Genomic DNA, 310 nt, shown 5'->3' on the forward strand with positions numbered 1-310 from the left:
GGCGATCGTCGGGTGGTCGGCGTACACGAAGGTTAAGACCGGTTCGGGCCTGCCCAACGGACCTCTGGGCTTGCTGGGCGCCGTGGAGGGCGTCTCCTACCTCACCGTGCTCGCCATCGCCGTCGTCTTCGGCCTTCAATTCCTCGACCGCGGCTACCTGCCGGGGCCCCTCCCCGGTGACCAGTGCTTCGGCTGAAGACCAGCCTTTCCTCTTTTCCGCCGCTTTGTCCATTTCCTTGACGAAGTGCGCCTTGACTCTGCTCGCGCGGTCTTCTCAAACTTGTCGAGCAAGTTATTGCGTGGACTCCCG

General features: G+C 63.2%; 1 protein-coding gene. It reads left to right on the forward strand.

All coding sequences use genetic code 11. The features are described 5' to 3' along the window. Positions 1–196, forward strand: a 196-nt coding sequence (locus DJ021_RS19135; RefSeq protein ID WP_207801916.1) for a hypothetical protein, incomplete at its 5' end; no start/stop codon positions are given. Positions 197–310: the final 114 nt, after the last annotated feature.

The organism is Phenylobacterium hankyongense, from assembly GCF_003254505.1.
Lineage (GTDB): Bacteria > Pseudomonadota > Alphaproteobacteria > Caulobacterales > Caulobacteraceae > Phenylobacterium > Phenylobacterium hankyongense.